Source organism: Arthrobacter halodurans (assembly GCF_041877255.1).
Classification (GTDB): Bacteria; Actinomycetota; Actinomycetes; order Actinomycetales; family Micrococcaceae; genus Arthrobacter_N; species Arthrobacter_N halodurans.
On record NZ_JBHDLJ010000002.1, the window covers coordinates 311,041 to 325,673 of the forward strand.

Annotated in this window: 12 protein-coding genes; 9 read left to right on the top strand and 3 right to left on the bottom strand. The window is 71.1% G+C overall.

Annotated elements, in window-relative coordinates; all coding sequences use genetic code 11:
• Positions 1–96: 96 nt before the first annotated feature.
• Entirely contained in the window at positions 97–1,353 is a 1,257-nt protein-coding gene (locus tag ACETWP_RS03820) for an MFS transporter (protein ID WP_373970871.1), read from the top strand.
• Between the two features lie 41 nt (positions 1,354–1,394).
• Positions 1,395–1,868 (top strand): DedA family protein, encoded by a 474-nt coding sequence (locus tag ACETWP_RS03825; RefSeq protein ID WP_373970872.1) that lies wholly within the window; start codon positions 1,395–1,397, stop codon positions 1,866–1,868.
• On the opposite strand, the gene ald is transcribed toward ACETWP_RS03825, so the two are convergent.
• Positions 1,865–2,989 (bottom strand): alanine dehydrogenase, encoded by a 1,125-nt coding sequence (gene ald, locus ACETWP_RS03830; protein WP_373971018.1) that lies wholly within the window; start codon positions 2,987–2,989, stop codon positions 1,865–1,867. The two genes, ACETWP_RS03825 and ald, sit on opposite strands and share 4 nt — an antisense overlap.
• Before the next feature lie 199 nt (positions 2,990–3,188).
• On the opposite strand from ald, the gene ACETWP_RS03835 reads away from it, so the two are divergent.
• The 6 genes from ACETWP_RS03835 to ACETWP_RS03860 all read left to right on the top strand — a co-directional run bounded on the left by ACETWP_RS03835 (position 3,189) and on the right by ACETWP_RS03860 (position 12,263).
• A complete protein-coding gene (locus ACETWP_RS03835) occupies positions 3,189–3,680 on the top strand; it encodes an Lrp/AsnC family transcriptional regulator (RefSeq protein WP_373970873.1) in 492 nt (163 codons plus the stop codon).
• 161 nt (positions 3,681–3,841) lie between these two features.
• Entirely contained in the window at positions 3,842–6,028 is a 2,187-nt protein-coding gene (gene glgX / locus ACETWP_RS03840; RefSeq protein ID WP_373970874.1) for a glycogen debranching protein GlgX, read from the top strand.
• On the top strand, positions 6,025–8,340 hold the full coding sequence (treY, locus tag ACETWP_RS03845) for a malto-oligosyltrehalose synthase (protein ID WP_373970875.1): 2,316 nt from the start codon (positions 6,025–6,027) through the stop codon (positions 8,338–8,340). Before glgX ends, treY begins: the two co-directional genes overlap by 4 nt.
• Positions 8,337–10,091, top strand: coding sequence for a malto-oligosyltrehalose trehalohydrolase (gene treZ / locus ACETWP_RS03850; RefSeq protein ID WP_373970876.1), 1,755 nt, complete (start codon positions 8,337–8,339; stop codon positions 10,089–10,091). The genes treY and treZ overlap by 4 nt, the downstream gene beginning before the upstream one ends.
• 166 nt (positions 10,092–10,257) lie before the next feature.
• Complete coding sequence (locus ACETWP_RS03855; protein WP_373970877.1) at positions 10,258–11,490, top strand: NRAMP family divalent metal transporter; 1,233 nt, start codon at positions 10,258–10,260, stop codon at positions 11,488–11,490.
• The gene (locus ACETWP_RS03860; RefSeq protein ID WP_373970878.1) at positions 11,481–12,263 is read left to right on the top strand and encodes a putative hydro-lyase; all 783 of its coding nucleotides are present in this window, start codon (positions 11,481–11,483) and stop codon (positions 12,261–12,263) included. Before ACETWP_RS03855 ends, ACETWP_RS03860 begins: the two co-directional genes overlap by 10 nt.
• A 111-nt stretch (positions 12,264–12,374) precedes the next feature.
• Here the strand turns inward: ACETWP_RS03860 and ACETWP_RS03865 are convergent, their stop codons facing one another.
• Positions 12,375–13,211 carry an alpha/beta fold hydrolase gene (locus ACETWP_RS03865; protein WP_373970879.1) on the bottom strand — a complete coding sequence of 279 codons (837 nt, stop codon included), beginning with the start codon at positions 13,209–13,211 and terminating at the stop codon, positions 12,375–12,377.
• 94 nt (positions 13,212–13,305) lie between these two features.
• Between ACETWP_RS03865 and ACETWP_RS03870 the strand changes: the two genes are divergently transcribed.
• The gene (locus ACETWP_RS03870; RefSeq protein ID WP_373970880.1) at positions 13,306–13,869 is read left to right on the top strand and encodes a TetR/AcrR family transcriptional regulator; all 564 of its coding nucleotides are present in this window, start codon (positions 13,306–13,308) and stop codon (positions 13,867–13,869) included.
• A gap of 37 nt (positions 13,870–13,906) precedes the next feature.
• On the opposite strand, the gene ACETWP_RS03875 is transcribed toward ACETWP_RS03870, so the two are convergent.
• Positions 13,907–14,587, bottom strand: coding sequence for a GntR family transcriptional regulator (locus ACETWP_RS03875; RefSeq protein ID WP_373971019.1), 681 nt, complete (start codon positions 14,585–14,587; stop codon positions 13,907–13,909).
• Positions 14,588–14,633: the final 46 nt, after the last annotated feature.

Consider the following 14,633-nt stretch of genomic DNA (forward strand, 5'->3'; position numbering starts at 1 on the left):
GAACTCGATGCGCAAACTCCAGAAACCCCTGACCTGGCTGCTCGCCATCGCCCTCGTCGCGACGACGGGCGCCGGACTGCTGCAGGCGCTGGCCGCATGACCGAGGCGCCCGCTGCGGGCGTCGAGGAAGCCCTGGCCGAGCCGACGCGGCGGGTCGGGCCCCGCTGGGTCACCGGCGTCGTGCTCGTGAACGTGGGCATCAACGTCGCCTTCTTCGCGCCCATCAACGTGCTGCTCGGGCTGCAGGCCACGGCCATCGACGAGGGCGGCAAGGAGGCCATCCTGACGCTGGTGACCGCGTGCGGCGCTACCGTGTCGCTGGTGGTCAACCCGCTGTTCGGCGCCCTCTCGGACCGCACCGTCTCCCCCCTGGGGCGGCGCTCGCCGTGGATCCTCGGCGGGGCCGTCCTCGGCACCGCGGCGCTGCTCATGCTCTCCGGCTCCACCGCCGTCGGCATGCTGGTGCTCGGCTGGTGCCTGATGCAGGCCGGAGCCAACGCGGCGTACGCCACCATCACCGCCGCGGTCCCGGACCGGGTCCCCGTCTTCCAGCGCGGCCAGGTGGGCGGCCTGGCGGCCATGGGCCAGACGCTGGGCATCCTGCTCGGGTCGGTGATCGCGTTCGTCATCTTCGGAAACATCGCGCTCGGGTACTGGTTGTGCGCCGCCGCGCTGCTGCTCTCGGTCGTGCCCTACCTCCTCCGCGCCGACGACCCGGCGCTGCCGCGGGGCGCTCGCGCGCGGTTCCGGTTCGGCGAGTTCGTCCGCGGCTTCTGGATCAGCCCGGCGGCCCACCCGGACTTTGGCTGGGCGTGGCTGACCCGCTTCCTGATGTTCGTGGGCAACCAGCTGACCATCGTCTACCTGCTGTTCTTCCTCACGGACGTGATCCGGCACCCGGACCCGGCCGGTGGCGTCCTGGTGCTCACGGGCCTGTACGCGCTGATGGTCATTGTGACGACCGTCGTGGCGGGGCGCTGGAGCGACCGGGTCGGCAAGCGGCGCGTGTTCGTCGCCGGCTCCTCGGCCGTCATCGCGTGCGCGGCGCTCATCATGGCGTTCTTCCCGGTCTGGCCGGGCGCGATGGTCGGCGCCGCGGTCCTCGGCGTCGGCTTCGGTGCGTACCTGGCCGTGGACTTCGCGCTCCTGACCCAGGTGTTGCCCTCCGCCGCCGCGCGCGGCAAGGACATGGGCGTCATCAACATCGCCGCGGCCCTGCCTCAGGTGGTGGCGCCCGCGCTGGCCCTGCTCGCCGTGCGGTTCCTCGGCGGCTACACCGCGCTTTTCGTCCTGGCGGCCGCGATCGGCCTCGCCGGCGCCGCGCTGGTCTACCGCATCAAGTCCGTCCCGTAGCGGCCGGGGCCGCCGAACCGGCGGGCGGCTACCGTGGGGGCATGGACTGGATCCGCGACGCCCCCTTCGGCTGGACGTTCGCGTTCCTCTTCGCGGGGGCGATGCTGCGCGCCAACTCCACCTACTGGATCGGGCGGGGCCTCGCCGCCGGCGTGCGGAACTCCCGGTTCGAGCATCTCCTCGAGGGCCCGGTGTACCTGCGCGCCCGGCGCCTTATGGACCGCTGGGGCATCCTCGCGGTGCCCGTGTCGTTCCTGACCATTGGCGTCCAAACCGCCGTCAACGCGAGCGCGGGGATCTCCCGGATGCCCCTGGCGCGCTACCTTCCCGCCGTCGTGCTCGGATGCCTGCTCTGGGCGCTGATCTACGCGACCGTGGGCATGGCCGTCTTCTACGCGTGGCTGGCGCTGGGCTGGCAGTGGATCGCGGCCGGCGCCGTCGTGGTCGGCGTGGCGACGGCCGCGTGGATCCGGCACCGGCGGCGCCAGGGCCGACCACCGGGCCGCGGGGACTAGACGGCGGCGCCCGCGAGCAGCGACTCCGTCGCGAGGTGCTCCAGGCCGAACTCCTGCGCGACGGAGGCGAACGTGACCTTGCCGGCGTGCACGTTCAGGCCGTTGGCCAGTCCGGCGTCCTCGCGGAGGGCCTGCCTCCAGCCCTTGGAGGCGATGCGCAGGGCGTAGGGGAGCGTCGCGTTGGTCAGCGCCGCCGTGGCGGTCTGCGGCACGGCGCCGGGCATGTTGGCGACGCAGTAGTACACGGCGTCGTGGACCTTGAAGATCGGGTCGGCGTGCGTGGTGGGGCGGGAGCCCTCGAAGCAACCCCCCTGGTCGATCGCGATGTCCACCAGCACGGAGCCGGGGCGCATCTGCGCCACCATCTCCCGGGTGACCAGCTTCGGGGCCGCTGCGCCGGGGATCAACACGGAGCCGATGACGAGGTCGGCTGCCGCGACCTCGCCGGCGATGGTGAAGGGGGAGGACGCGAGCGTCTTGATGCGCCCCTGGTGGGCCGTGTCGATCTCCTTGAGCCGGGCCAGGTTGATGTCGATGATGGTGACGTCGGCCCCCATGCCCGCCGCGACGACGGCGGAGTTCTCGCCGGCGACGCCGCCGCCGATGACGACGACCTTCGCCGGACGCGTGCCGGGCACGCCGCCCATGAGGATGCCCGCGCCGCCGTTGGGCTGCTGCAGGTGCACGGCGCCGATCTGGGCGGCGAGCCGCCCGGCGACCTCGGACATCGGGGCCAGGAGCGGCAGGCCCCGGCCCGCGGTGACAGTCTCGTAGGCGATCGCGGTGGTGCCGGCCCGGACCAGTGCCTCCGTGCACTCGCGCGACGCGGCGAGGTGCAGGTAGGTGAAGAGGATCTGGCCCGGCTTCATCCGGTGGTACTCGTCCGCGATGGGCTCCTTGACCTTGAGCACCAGTTCGGCCGCGTCCCACGTGGCGTCGGCGTCCGCCGCGATGCGCGCGCCCGCCCCCACGTAGACCTCGTCGGGGATGCCGGAGCCGACGCCGGCGCCGGCCTCGACGACCACCTCGTGGCCGCGGGCCACGAACTCGGACACGCCGGCCGGCGTGATGGCCACCCGGAACTCGTTGTTCTTGATTTCCTTCGGGACGCCGATGATCATCTGGGACTCCTGAACCGTGGGTGTGGTGTGGGTTTCGTGCGGGTGGGTGCCGGGGCGGCGTGCGGTGGCCTCCGCCGCGGCCCCGTGCGCATCTCTCCCCACCAGCGTAGGGTTTTCTGCGGTTTCAGGGATGTTACGCGGAATAATCTTCGGTAGAATGCCTCCATTCGATGAGGTGTTGCGGGGTAAGGGGTTTGTGATGGCGGCCACAGCGAAAAATCTTCGGCACCGCCGGGTCGAGCTCGACGAGATCGACCGGGGGCTGCTGCGCATGCTGTCCGAGAACGCCCGGCGCACCAACTCCTCGCTCGCCGAGGAGCTCGGCATAGCCCCGTCGACGTGCCTGGCGCGGGTGACGGCGCTGCGCGCATCGGGGGTCATCCGCAGGTTCACGCTGGACATCGACCCGGAGGTGCTCGGCCACGCCCTGGAGGCCCTGATCTTCGTCCGCATCCGCGCCGGTGCCCGCCACCTGATGTCCTCCTTCGCGGAGGAGATCCGCGCCAAGCCGGGTGTGACCCAGCTGTTCTTCCTCGGCGGCACGGACGACTTCCTCATCCACGTGGCCGTGAAGGACTCCAACGACGTGCGCCAGTTCGTGCTGGACAACCTGTCCGCGAATCCCGCCGTCGCCTCCACGCAGACCTCGCTGGTCTTCGAGCACTCCCAGGGACTGGTCCCCTGGGTCTAGACGCGCGGATCCGAGCGCCCGGGTCCAGGTGCCTTCCCGGGACGCCACACCGCAGGTGGCTCCCGGCGGCCGCGGCGCCCTATATCGTTGAGCCGGGAAACACACAGCCACGCCCGTTTATCACAGGCACCACGAAGCGGTGCCTCGGTCAAGGAGATGTCATGGAAGTTTGGCCCGGAGACGCCTACCCGCTGGGCGCCACCTATGACGGCAACGGCACCAATTTCGCCCTCTTCAGCGAGGTCGCCGAGTCCGTCACGCTCTGCCTGTTCGACGACGAGGGTCAGGAGACCCGCATCGAGATGGTCGAGGTCGACGGCTTCGTCTGGCACTGCTACCTCCCGCAGACCATCCCCGGGCAGAAGTACGGCTTCCGCGTGGACGGGCCCAACGACCCGGAGAACGGGCACCGCTGCAACCCCAACAAGCTGCTGCTGGACCCGTACGCCAAGGCCGTCCACGGGGAGATCGACTGGGATCCCGCGCTCTTCGGCTACCACTTCGGCGACGAGGACTCCCGCAACGACGACGACTCGGCCCCGCACATGATGCTCGGCGTCGTCGTCAGCCCCTTCTTCGACTGGGACGGCGACCGCAAGCCCAAGACGCCCTACCACCAGTCGGTCATCTACGAGGCGCACGTCAAGGGCCTCACCGAGCTCCACCCCGACGTCCCCGAGGAACAGCGCGGGACGTACGCAGGCGTCGCGCACCCGTCGGTGATCGCGCACCTGCAGAAGCTCGGCGTCACCGCGATCGAGCTGATGCCCGTGCACCAGTTCGTCAACGACAGCACGCTGCAGGACCAGGGGCTCTCCAACTACTGGGGCTACAACACCATCGGCTTCTTCGCGCCGCAGAACACCTACAGCTCCACCGGCCAGACCGGCCAGCAGGTCCAGGAGTTCAAGGCCATGGTGCGCACGCTGCACCTGGCCGGCATCGAGGTCATCCTCGACGTCGTCTACAACCACACCGCCGAGGGCAACCACCTGGGCCCGACGCTGTCCTTCCGCGGCATCGACAACCAGTCCTACTACCGCCTGATGGACGACGACAAGCGGTACTACATGGACTACACCGGCACCGGCAACTCGCTGAACGTGCGCAGCCCGCACTCCCTGCAGCTGCTCATGGATTCCCTGCGCTACTGGGCGACCGAGATGCACGTCGACGGCTTCCGCTTCGACCTGGCCTCGACCCTGGCGCGCGAGTTCTACGACGTCGACAAGCTCTCGACCTTCTTCGAGCTCATCCAGCAGGACCCGGTGGTCTCGCAGGTCAAGCTCATCGCCGAGCCGTGGGACATTGGCCCCGGCGGCTACCAGGTGGGCAACTTCCCGCCGCAGTGGACGGAGTGGAACGGCAAGTACCGCGACACGGTCCGCGACTTCTGGCGCGGAGAGCCCTCCACGCTGGGCGAGTTCGCGTCCCGCATCACCGGATCGGCCGACCTCTACGAGCACTCCAGCCGCCGCCCGGTCGCGTCCATCAACTTCGTCACCGCCCACGACGGCTTCACGCTCCGGGACCTGGTCTCCTACAACGAGAAGCACAACGAGGCCAACGGCGAGGACAACAACGACGGCGAATCCCACAACCGCTCCTGGAACTGCGGGGCCGAGGGGCCCACGGACGACCCGGAGGTCCAGTCGCTGCGCGCGCGCCAGCAGCGCAACTTCCTGGCCACGCTGCTGCTGTCCCAGGGCGTGCCGATGATCGCCCACGGCGACGAGCTGGGGCGCACCCAGGACGGCAACAACAACACGTACGCGCAGGACTCCGAGCTCAGCTGGATCCACTGGGACGAGCTGGACCAGCCGCTGCTGGAGTTCACGGCCGCGGTGAACAAGCTGCGCGCGGAGCACCCGACCTTCCGCCGCCGCCGGTTCTTCGACGGGCGGCCGGTCGAGCGGGCGGACGGCGAGGACCTCCCCGACATCCAGTGGCTCTCCGCCGACGGGCGGCCGATGACGCCGGCCGACTGGGACGCGGACATCGCGGCCTCCGTGGGCGTGTTCCTCAACGGCCACGGCATCGCCGGGACGGACAGCCGCGGCCAGCAGATCCGCGACCTGAACTTCCTGCTCTTCTTCAACCCGCACCACGAGGACGTCGAGTTCGCCCTGCCGTCCGAGGAGTACGGCGCCGTGTGGGACCAGGTCATCGATACGGCCGGGGCGTACGCCGACGCCGAGCCGGTGGCGGCCGGCAGCAAGGTGACCGTCGTCGGGCGCTCCATGCTGGTCCTGCGGGCCCACGAGCAGGACGACGCGGACCCGGACCACTCGGTGGCCGCCTCGCTGGCGGCGCTGGCCGGCGCGAAGAACCGGGAAACCTCCGCATGAGGCACCCGCTGTCGACGTACCGGCTGCAGATCCGGCCCGGCTTCACGCTGTTCGACGCCGCCGCCGTCGTGCCCTACCTGCGCGACCTCGGCGTCGACTGGATCTACCTGTCGCCGATCCTCACCGCGGAGGAGGGCTCCGACCACGGCTACGACGTGACCGACCCGACCCGCGTGGACCCGGCGCGCGGCGGCATCGAGGGCCTGCGGGCCCTTTCCGCCGCCGCGCGCGCCGCGGACCTCGGCGTGCTGGTGGACATCGTCCCGAACCACATGGGCATTGCGACGCCGTCGCAGAACCCGTGGTGGTGGGACCTGCTGAAGGGCGGCCGCTCCTCGCGCTACGCCGAGGCCTTCGACGTCGACTGGGACGCGGCCGGCGGCAAACTCCGCCTGCCGATCCTCGGCGACGGCGACGACGAGCACGCCCAGCTGCGCCTGGAGCCCGCGGACGCCGGCTTCGAGCTGCACTACTACGACCACCGGCTCCCCGTGGCGCCGGGCACGGCCTCCGCGGGCGAGGATCCGCGGGCCGTGCACGGGCGGCAGCACTACGAGCTGGTCAACTGGCGCCGCGCCGACAGCGAGCTGAACTACCGCAGGTTCTTCGGCGTCACCACGCTCGCCGGCGTGCGCGTGGAGGTGGATTGGGTCTTCGACGAGACGCACGCCGAGATCAAGCGCTGGTTCGACGAGGGCCTCGTCGACGGGCTGCGCATCGACCACCCGGACGGGCTGGCCGACCCGGCCGGGTACCTGGAGCGGCTCCGCGAACTGACCGGCGGCGCCTACGTGCTGGTGGAGAAGATCCTCGAGCCGGGGGAGAAGCTGCCCGAGAACTGGGCGTGCGAGGGCACCACCGGCTACGACGCGCTGGCCGACGTCGACCGGTTGTTCGTGGACCCCGCGGGCCGCGAGATCCTCAGCGAGGTGGCGCCGCGCGAGCGCTACGCGCCGATGATCCACGACACCAAGCGGGCGATCGCCGACGGCCTGCTGCGGTCCGAGGTCCTGCGGCTGACCCGGCTCATCCCGGCCGGATCCGGGCTGGATCCCGACGCCGCGGCCGATGCGCTGGCCGAGGTGCTCAGCTGCTTCCCGGTCTACCGCAGCTACCTGCCCGTCGGCGCGGAGCACCTCGAGGAGGCGATCATCGCGGCGCGCGTCCACCGCCCGGACCTCGCCGAGACCCTCACGGCGCTGCACCCGCTGTTGGCCGCCGCGGACGGCGAGACGGAACTGGCGACGCGCTTCCAGCAGACCTCCGGCATGGTGATGGCCAAGGGCGTGGAAGACACCGCGTTCTACCGCTTCACGCGCCTGACGTCGCTCAACGAGGTCGGCGCGGACCCGTCCGTGTTCGCGATCGAGCCGTTCGACCTGCACACCAAGTTCGCCGCCCGGCAGCTCGGGCAGCCGCTGTCCATGACGACGCTGTCCACGCACGACACCAAGCGCAGCGAGGACACGCGCGCCCGCATCAGCGTGCTCTCCGAGACGCCCGGGGAGTGGGCCGAGGTCTTCGCCGCGCTGGACGCGCTGGCGCCGCTGGGCGACCTGCCGTTCGCGGACCTGCTGTGGCAGGCCTCCGTCGGCTCTTGGCCGATCTCCCGCGAGCGGGCCCACGCCTACGCCGAGAAGGCGGCCCGCGAGGCCGGCAACAGCACCAGCTGGACCGCGCCCGACGCCGAGTTCGAGGAGGGCCTGCACGCCGCCGTCGACGCGGCGTTCGACCACCCCGAGGTCAACCGGATCGTCAACGGGCTCGTCGACCGGATCACGCCCGCCGGCCGCTCCAACTCCCTGTCGGCCAAGCTGGTCCAGCTCACCATGCCCGGCGTCCCCGACGTCTACCAGGGCACGGAGCGCTGGGACCACTCGCTGGTGGACCCGGACAACCGCCGGCCCGTGGACTTCGCGGCCCGCGCGGAACGCCTGGACGCCCTGCGGGAGGCTGAGCCGCCCGCGGTCGCGAACGACGCCGCGGCGAAGATGCTGCTGATCAGCCGCGCCCTGCGGCTCAAGCGCGCCCGCCCCGAGTTCTTCGAGGGCTACGAGGCGGTCGCCGTCGAGGGCGAGGCCGCAGAGCACCTGTTCGCGTTCGACCGCGGCGGGGCGATCACGCTGGTCACCCGCCTGCCGCTGGGCCTCGAGCGCGCGGGCGGCTGGCGGGACACCGCCGTGCTGCTCGACCCCGGCACCTACCGGGACGTCATCACGGGCCGGGAGCTGTCCTGCGACGGCCGGATCCCCGCCCGCGAGGTCTTCGAAACCTATCCGGCCGCGCTGCTGGTGAAGGAGGACGCACGATGAGGAAGCCGTTCGACGTCTGGGCGCCGGACGCGGGCCGGGTCTCGCTCCTGGCCGGCGGGGACCCGATCCCCCTCCGCGAGGCCGGGGGCGGCTGGTGGACGCCGGCCGCCGCCGCACCCGCGGGCGAGGTGGACTACGGCTACCTGATCGACGGCGCCGAGGAACCGCTCCCGGACCCGCGGTCCCGCCGCCAGCCGGACGGCGTGCACGGGCTGTCCCGCACGTTCGACGCCGCCGCGCACCAGTGGGGCGACGAGGGGTGGGTCTCGCCGGGCCTGGACGGGGGCGCGATCTACGAGCTCCACCTGGGCACCTTCACCCCCGAGGGGACGCTCGACGCCGCGGCGGAGCGCCTGGGGTACCTGGCGGACCTCGGCGTGGCGTTCGTGGAGCTGCTCCCGGTCAACGCGTTCAACGGCACCCACAACTGGGGCTACGACGGCGTGCTCTGGTACGCGGTCCAGGAGACCTACGGCGGGCCCGCGGCGTACCAGCGGTTCGTCGACGCGGCCCACCGCCACGGGCTGGGCGTCATCCAGGACGTCGTCTACAACCACCTCGGCCCCAGCGGGAACTACCTGCCGCGGTTCGGCCCGTACCTCACGCAGGGCAACGCGAACACGTGGGGCGACTCCGTGAACCTGGACGGCCCCGGATCGGACGAGGTCCGGTCCTACATCGTCGAGAACGCGCTGATGTGGATGCGCGACTACCGCGTGGACGGGCTGCGCCTGGACGCGGTGCACGCGCTGAAGGACGAGCGCGCGGTGCACCTGCTGGAGGAGCTCGCCGCCGCCACGGAGGAACTGGCCGAGGAAACCGGCCGGGACCTGTTCCTGATCGCGGAGTCCGACCTCAACAACGACCGGCTCATCCAGCCCCGCGACGTGAACGGCTACGGGCTCGAGGGCCAGTGGAGCGACGACTTCCACCACGCGGTGCACGTGAACCTCACGGGCGAGACGGAGGGCTACTACGCGGACTTCGAGTCCGTCGGGGCCCTCGCGAAGGTCCTCACCGCGGGCTTCTTCCACGACGACGCCTGGTCCTCCTTCCGGGGGCGGCGCCACGGCCGGCCCATCGACCTGGGGCGCGTCGAGCCGCGGCAGCTCGTGGTCTGCACACAGAACCACGACCAGATCGGCAACCGCGCGGCCGGCGACCGGCTGACCGCGTCCCTCGGCTACGACGAGCTGGCGCTGGCGGCGGTGCTGAACCTGACCGCGCCGTTCACGCCGATGATCTTCATGGGCGAGGAGTTCGCCGCGTCGACGCCGTGGCAGTTCTTCACCTCCCACCCGGAGCCCGAACTGGGGAAGGCGACCGCCGAGGGCCGGCTGGCGGAGTTCGAGCGCATGGGGTGGGACCCCGCCGTCGTGCCGAACCCGCAGGACGAGTCGACGTTCAGCAACTCGAAGCTGGACTGGTCCGAGCCCGGTTCCGGGGACCACGCGCGGATGCTGGCGCTGTACCGGGAGCTGCTCGCACTGCGCCGGATCGAGCCGGCGCTGACCGCCCCCGTCTGGCCGGGAGGCGTCGACTTCGACGAGGACGAGCGCTGGCTGGTCCTCTACCGTGGCCCGCTGGCCGTGGTGGTCAACCTCGCCGCAGAGGATCGGACCGTGGAGCTGCGCCGTGTCGCCGGCGAGGTCGCCTTCGCCACGTCCTCGGCGCTGCCGCAGGGTGCCGGGCTGTGGCTGGGCGCGAAGTCGGCCGCCGTCGTGCGGCTGAGCGCGGCGGCCCGGGACTAGGCGAAACGCCCGTGGCCGCCCGCGGGTCGGGCGGCCACGGACTCATCCGGCATCAGTGTCATCCGGACGGTTGTTGAACAATCCCTTGCCTAAATTGTTGAACAACCTGTAGGGTTCCTTGGAACAACCCTGTGACAGTCGTCACCCGTACCGGATGGATGGACCCATGTCAGAGACCGGCGCCAACGAAACCGACGTCAAGCCGAAGCTGAGTGCCTCCGGACGGCGCACCGCCCTCCTGGGGGCCATGTTCCTCATGGCGACGAGCGCCATCGGACCCGGCTTCATCACCCAGACCACGGTCTTCACCGTGCAGATCGGCGCCGCGTTCGCGTTCGCCATCCTGGTCTCGATCCTCGTGGACATCGCCGTGCAGATGAACGTCTGGCGCGTCGTCGGCGTCTCGGGGATGCGCGCCCAGGAGCTCGGCAACCGGGTGCTGCCGGGCATCGGCTGGTTCCTCGCCGGCCTGGTGTTCCTCGGCGGGATCGTCTTCAACATCGGGAACATCGCCGGCACCGGGCTGGGCGCCAACGCCATGATGGGCCTGGATCCGAAGATCGGCGGTGCGATCTCCGCCCTCATCGCGATCCTCGTGTTCGTCAGCAAGCGGGCCGGCATGGCCCTGGACCGGATCGTCGTGCTCCTGGGTGCCGTCATGATCCTCCTGATGATCTACGTGGCGATCGTCGCGGCCCCGCCCCTCGGCGAGGCGCTGAAGAACACCGTCCTGCCGGAGGAGATCGACTTCCTGATCATCACCACCCTGGTGGGCGGCACCGTCGGCGGCTACATCACGTACGCCGGCGCCCACCGCATGCTGGACTCGGGCGCCACCGGCGTCGAGCACGTCCGCGAGATCACCCGCAGCTCCGTGCTGGGCATCATCGTCACCGGCGTCATGCGCGTCCTGCTCTTCCTCGCCATCCTCGGCGTCGTGGCCGGAGGCGTCACCCTGGCGGGCGACAACATGGCCGCCGACGCGTTCGGTGCCGCCGCCGGTGAGATCGGCATGCGGCTCTTCGGCGTCGTGCTCTGGGCCGCGGCCCTGACCTCCGTCATCGGAGCGGCGTTCACCTCGGTCTCCTTCATCACCACGTCCAAGACCTCCGAACGCAAGCGCAACCTCATCACCGTGGCGTTCATCGCCTTCTGCGCCGTGGTCTACCTCTTCCTCGGGCAGGCCCCGCAGCAGCTGCTGATCTTCGCGGGCGCCTTCAACGGCCTGATTCTCCCGGTCGGCTTCGGCGTGCTGCTGTGGGTTGCCTGGCGCCGGCGGGACCTGCTCCACGGCTACGCGTACCCGAAGTGGCTCCTGGGAGTCGGGTTCGCCACCTGGCTGCTGACCCTCTTCCTTGGCTACAACTCCATTGCGGGACTGGTGAAGCTGTGGGCGTAGCGGACCTCAGTCCCGCGGCCGCCCGGGAGGCCTTCCGCGGGGGACTCGTCACCCCGACGGCCGGCTACTCCCGCGGCTACGCGCAGGCCAACCTGATCATCGTGCCGCAGGCCCAGGCGTTCGACGTCCTGCTCTTCGCCCAGCGCAACCCGAAGCCGTGCCCGATCCTGGGCGTGCTCGACGCCGGCGAGACCACCGGCGCGCTGCTCGCCGGCGGCGACATCCGCACCGACGTGCCGAAATACGCGGTCTACCGCGACGGCGTGCTGGCCGACGAGCCGACCGACATCACGGGATACTGGCGCGAGGACCTGGTCACGTTCATCGTCGGCTGCAGCTTCACCTTCGAGGCGGCGCTGCAGGATGGCGGCGTGCGCGTCGCGCACATCGACCAGGGTGTGAACGTGCCGATGTACCGGACCGACGTGCGGTGCGAGCCGGCCGGCTCGCTGTCCGGACCGCTGGTCGTCTCGATGCGCCCGGTCCCGGCGGGGCAGGTCGCGGACGCCGTGCGGATCACCTCGCGCTACCCGGCGGTGCACGGGGCCCCCGTGCACGTCGGCCACCCCGGCGAGCTGGGCATCGCCGACCTCGGGCGCCCCGACTTCGGCGAGCCGGTCGAGATTCCCGAGGGCCACCTGCCGGTGTTCTGGGCGTGCGGCGTCACGCCGCAGGCCGCCGTGATGGAGTCCCACCCGGCTTTGGCCATCGGCCACGCGCCGGGGCACATGCTGGTCACCGACGCGCGGGACAGCGACTACCTGGTGCCGTAGCCGTAGCCGCGGCCGCAGTGGTGGCCACGGCTACGCGCGGCGTTGGTGTCCACGGCACCCATCCGCGCCGACGGCGGCCGCCCCCCCAAGGAGCGGCCGACGTCGTGCGGGTCAGCGGGCCAGGAACTCCAGAAGGATCCCGTTGACCTCGCCCGCATGCGTCCAGAGCATGCCGTGGGGAGCGCCCTCGATTTCGCGGTACGTGGCGCCCGGAAGGGCCTTGGCGAATTCGCGGCCCGTGGAGTCGATGGGCAGGATCTGGTCCGCCGTGCCGTGGACGATCAGCGCCGGGACGTCGATCTTCGAGACGTCGCCGCGGAAGTCGGTGAGCCAGGTCGGCTGGGCGGCCACCGAGGCGACCGCCCCCGAGCCGGCCGCGACCGCCCGGCTGGCGTCGACGACCTCCTGGCTGAGGCGGTCGGTGCCCAGGAAGGTGTCCGCGTTGTAGAAGTCCCTGAAGAACTGCCCGAAGAAGGCATAGCGGTCTGCGGTGACCGCCTCGGCCAGTCCGTCGAAGACCGACTGCGGCACGCCCGTGGGGTTGTCCGCGGTCTGGAGCAGGAAGGGCTCGAGCGATCCGAGGAACGCGGCCTTGGCCACCCTGCCGGAACCGTAGGTGGACAGGTAGCGCGCCACCTCGCCGGTGCCCATGGAGAACCCGACCAGCACGGCGTCGCGGAGGTCCAGGGCTTCCATGACGGTGTTCAGGTCGGCGGCGAACGTGTCGTAGTCGTAGCCCTCCGTGGGCTTGCTGGACGCGCCGAACCCCCGGCGGTCGTACGTCACGACGCGGTGCCCGGCCTCGAGGAGGGCCGCCGTCTGCTTCTCCCAGGAGGCGCCGTTGAGGGGGTAGCCGTGGATCAGCACGACCGGCTGTCCCGCGCCGTGGTCCTCGTAGTAGAGCTCGATCTTGTCGCTGTTCTCTTGTCCCACCGTGATGAAGCCCATTGCAGATTCCCTTCGCTGGACAGCGAGAACTATCGTTCTCGCGAGTCTCTCCAGCCTAGAGAACGATTGTTCTCCGGGCAAGTACGATGGGTCCATGGAACTTTCCCCTGACCAGAGGCAGCTGGTCGACGTGGCGGACCGGTTGTTCTACGAGCGGGGGGTCCACGCCGTCGGCATGGACGATCTTCGCACGGCGGCGGGCGTGTCGCTGAAGCGGCTCTACGGGCTGTTCCCCTCCAAGCGGGAACTGCTGGTGGCCGTCCTGGCGCAACGGCACGAGGTGTGGATGCGGGGGTTGGCGGCGCGCGTCGAGGCGGCGCCCGATCCGCGCACGCGCCTGCTGGCGGTCTACGACTTCCTCGCCGACTGGTTCGCCGAGGAGACGTTCCGCGGCTGCAGCTTCATCAACGTCTTCGGGGAGCTCGGGGGCACGTGGCCCGAGGTGGTCCGGTTCGCCCGCGCCCATAAGGACGCCTTCAGGGGGTACCTCGCCGGACTGGTGGCGGAGGCGGGCGGACCCGGCTGGCTGGCCCCGCAGTTGGCCCTGTTGGCCGAGGGGGCGCAGACGACCGCCGCCATCTCGGGCACCACCGACGCGGCCGGCGAGGCCCGCGCCGCGGCCGAAATCATCCTCGCCGCGGCCCTGGACGGTCGCTAGCGGCCGCCGGGCCACGGGAAGGACGGGAGGCGCGCCGTCAGGATCCGGCGGCGCGGGAGCCCGCGTGCTCCAGGTGCCCGAGCAGCTCGGCCTCGGCCGCGTCCAGGTAGGAGCGCAGGCCGGCGGCCGCCTCCCCGCGCGAGCCGGCCCGCAGGCGGGCCACCAGCTCGGCGTTGCGGTCCACGTAGTGGCTGTGGAAGTCGGGGGCGGCGGCCATGGAGTGGAAGACCAGCCGCATCTGGGCCAGGACGCGCGCCATGAGCGTCTCGAGGGTCTGGCTGCCCGACAGCGCGACCACGGCCCGGTGGAGCGATTGGTTCGCGTCGGCCATGTCCGGGACGGAGCCGGCGGCGCGCGCCGCGAGCGCCCGGGCGATGATGGCGTCCATGTCGTCCAGGGCCTCCGGCGTCGTCTCGCCCCACAGCACGGCGGCCGGCTCGATCATCCGGCGCACGCGGTAGATCTCCCGCACGTCCTCCGCGCCCGGCGAGGCGACGAACACGCCGCGGTTGGGGATGCGGTCGACCATCGATTCCCCGGCGAGGACCGTGAACGCCTCGCGCAGCGTGTTGCGGGAAACCCCGAGCGCCGCCGACAGCGCGTGCTCGGACAGCTTGGATCCGGGGGTCAGCTGTCCGCCGGCGATGCGGGCGCGCAGCACGGACGCGATCCACGCGCCCGTGTGGGCGTGTTCGGCGGGACCCAGCATCGACATCATCGGCATACCCACCAATCTACCGGCCCCTGGCTTCGTTCATGCCGGA

Bases quoted from the DNA above. Each gene is read 5' to 3' on its own strand.
- ACETWP_RS03855 (WP_373970877.1), top strand. From the start codon at position 10,258: ATGTCAGAGACCGGCGCCAACGAAACCGACGTCAAGCCGAAGCTGAGT.
- ACETWP_RS03865 (WP_373970879.1), bottom strand. From the start codon at position 13,211: ATGGGCTTCATCACGGTGGGACAAGAGAACAGCGACAAGATCGAGCTC.
- ACETWP_RS03870 (WP_373970880.1), top strand. From the start codon at position 13,306: ATGGAACTTTCCCCTGACCAGAGGCAGCTGGTCGACGTGGCGGACCGG.
- treY (WP_373970875.1), top strand. From the start codon at position 6,025: ATGAGGCACCCGCTGTCGACGTACCGGCTGCAGATCCGGCCCGGCTTC.
- ald (WP_373971018.1), bottom strand. From the start codon at position 2,989: ATGATCATCGGCGTCCCGAAGGAAATCAAGAACAACGAGTTCCGGGTG.
- ACETWP_RS03835 (WP_373970873.1), top strand. From the start codon at position 3,189: ATGGCGGCCACAGCGAAAAATCTTCGGCACCGCCGGGTCGAGCTCGAC.
- glgX (WP_373970874.1), top strand. From the start codon at position 3,842: ATGGAAGTTTGGCCCGGAGACGCCTACCCGCTGGGCGCCACCTATGAC.
- ACETWP_RS03875 (WP_373971019.1), bottom strand. From the start codon at position 14,587: ATGATGTCGATGCTGGGTCCCGCCGAACACGCCCACACGGGCGCGTGG.
- treZ (WP_373970876.1), top strand. From the start codon at position 8,337: ATGAGGAAGCCGTTCGACGTCTGGGCGCCGGACGCGGGCCGGGTCTCG.
- ACETWP_RS03820 (WP_373970871.1), top strand. From the start codon at position 97: ATGACCGAGGCGCCCGCTGCGGGCGTCGAGGAAGCCCTGGCCGAGCCG.
- ACETWP_RS03825 (WP_373970872.1), top strand. From the start codon at position 1,395: ATGGACTGGATCCGCGACGCCCCCTTCGGCTGGACGTTCGCGTTCCTC.